The organism is Methylobacterium sp. WL18 (genome assembly GCF_008040015.1).
Lineage (GTDB): Bacteria > Pseudomonadota > Alphaproteobacteria > Rhizobiales > Beijerinckiaceae > Methylobacterium > Methylobacterium mesophilicum.
Genome location: NZ_VRVD01001173.1, coordinates 1 through 706, shown reverse-complemented (window position 1 = coordinate 706; position 706 = coordinate 1). Strand labels below are relative to the sequence as shown.

At 64.4% G+C, this 706-nt stretch carries 1 protein-coding gene; it reads left to right on the top strand.

Annotated elements, in window-relative coordinates; genetic code table 11:
- The first annotated feature begins 219 nt into the window (after nucleotides 1-219).
- Entirely contained in the window at nucleotides 220-564 is a 345-nt protein-coding gene (locus tag FV228_RS31620; RefSeq protein WP_147857961.1) for a hypothetical protein, read from the top strand.
- Nucleotides 565-706: the final 142 nt, after the last annotated feature.

Sequence of the window (706 nt, the reverse complement as noted above, 5' to 3'; positions counted from 1 at the left end):
CCCCCCCCCCCCCCTTTTTTTTTTTATTTATCCGGCCACCACCTATATCTACACTGTGTTGTTCGTCGGCTGCGTCTGTTGTGTATATTTGACAGTACCCATCTGAGGCGGGGGAGGGCGGGGGACAAGGGTTCTTTTTGGGAACTTGGGCTTCGCTGGAGGTGCAGGAAGGACGCGTCGCCATGGACGGGCCTGCGCCATGGGCTTATTCTTCCCGGCATGGAGAAGCCGCTCCATACGGTCGTCGAGACGAACGCCTTCCTGACCACGGCCAGGCGGATCGGCCTGTCGGACGGCGAGCGCGCGGCGATCGTGAACCAGGTTGCCGCCGCGCCCCAGGACGGCGATCTGGTCCAGGGCTCGGGTGGGGTCCGCAAGATCCGTTTCGCCGGTTCGGGCGGCTACCGCGTGATGGTGGCCTATCTCGGCGATGATGGTCCCGCCTCTCTTTTGGGAGTGCTGAGCAAAACCGCACGCGCAACTTTCACGGATGCCGAGATCAACGCCATGCACAGCCTGACCAAGGCCATCAAGCAGGCCCGGAAAGCGGCCCGGGATCGGTGATCGGCGAGGGATCGATGAAGAACGAAGCGTTTGAAACCGTCATGGCGGGCTTGCAGGACGCGCTCGCCCATGCCCGCGGCGAGGCGGTCCCGGGTCTCGTGGTGCACGCGCCCCGCGTCGCCGCCGATCTCGACGTGGCCGC

Bases quoted from the DNA above. Each gene is read 5' to 3' on its own strand.
- FV228_RS31620 (WP_147857961.1), top strand. From the start codon at position 220: ATGGAGAAGCCGCTCCATACGGTCGTCGAGACGAACGCCTTCCTGACC.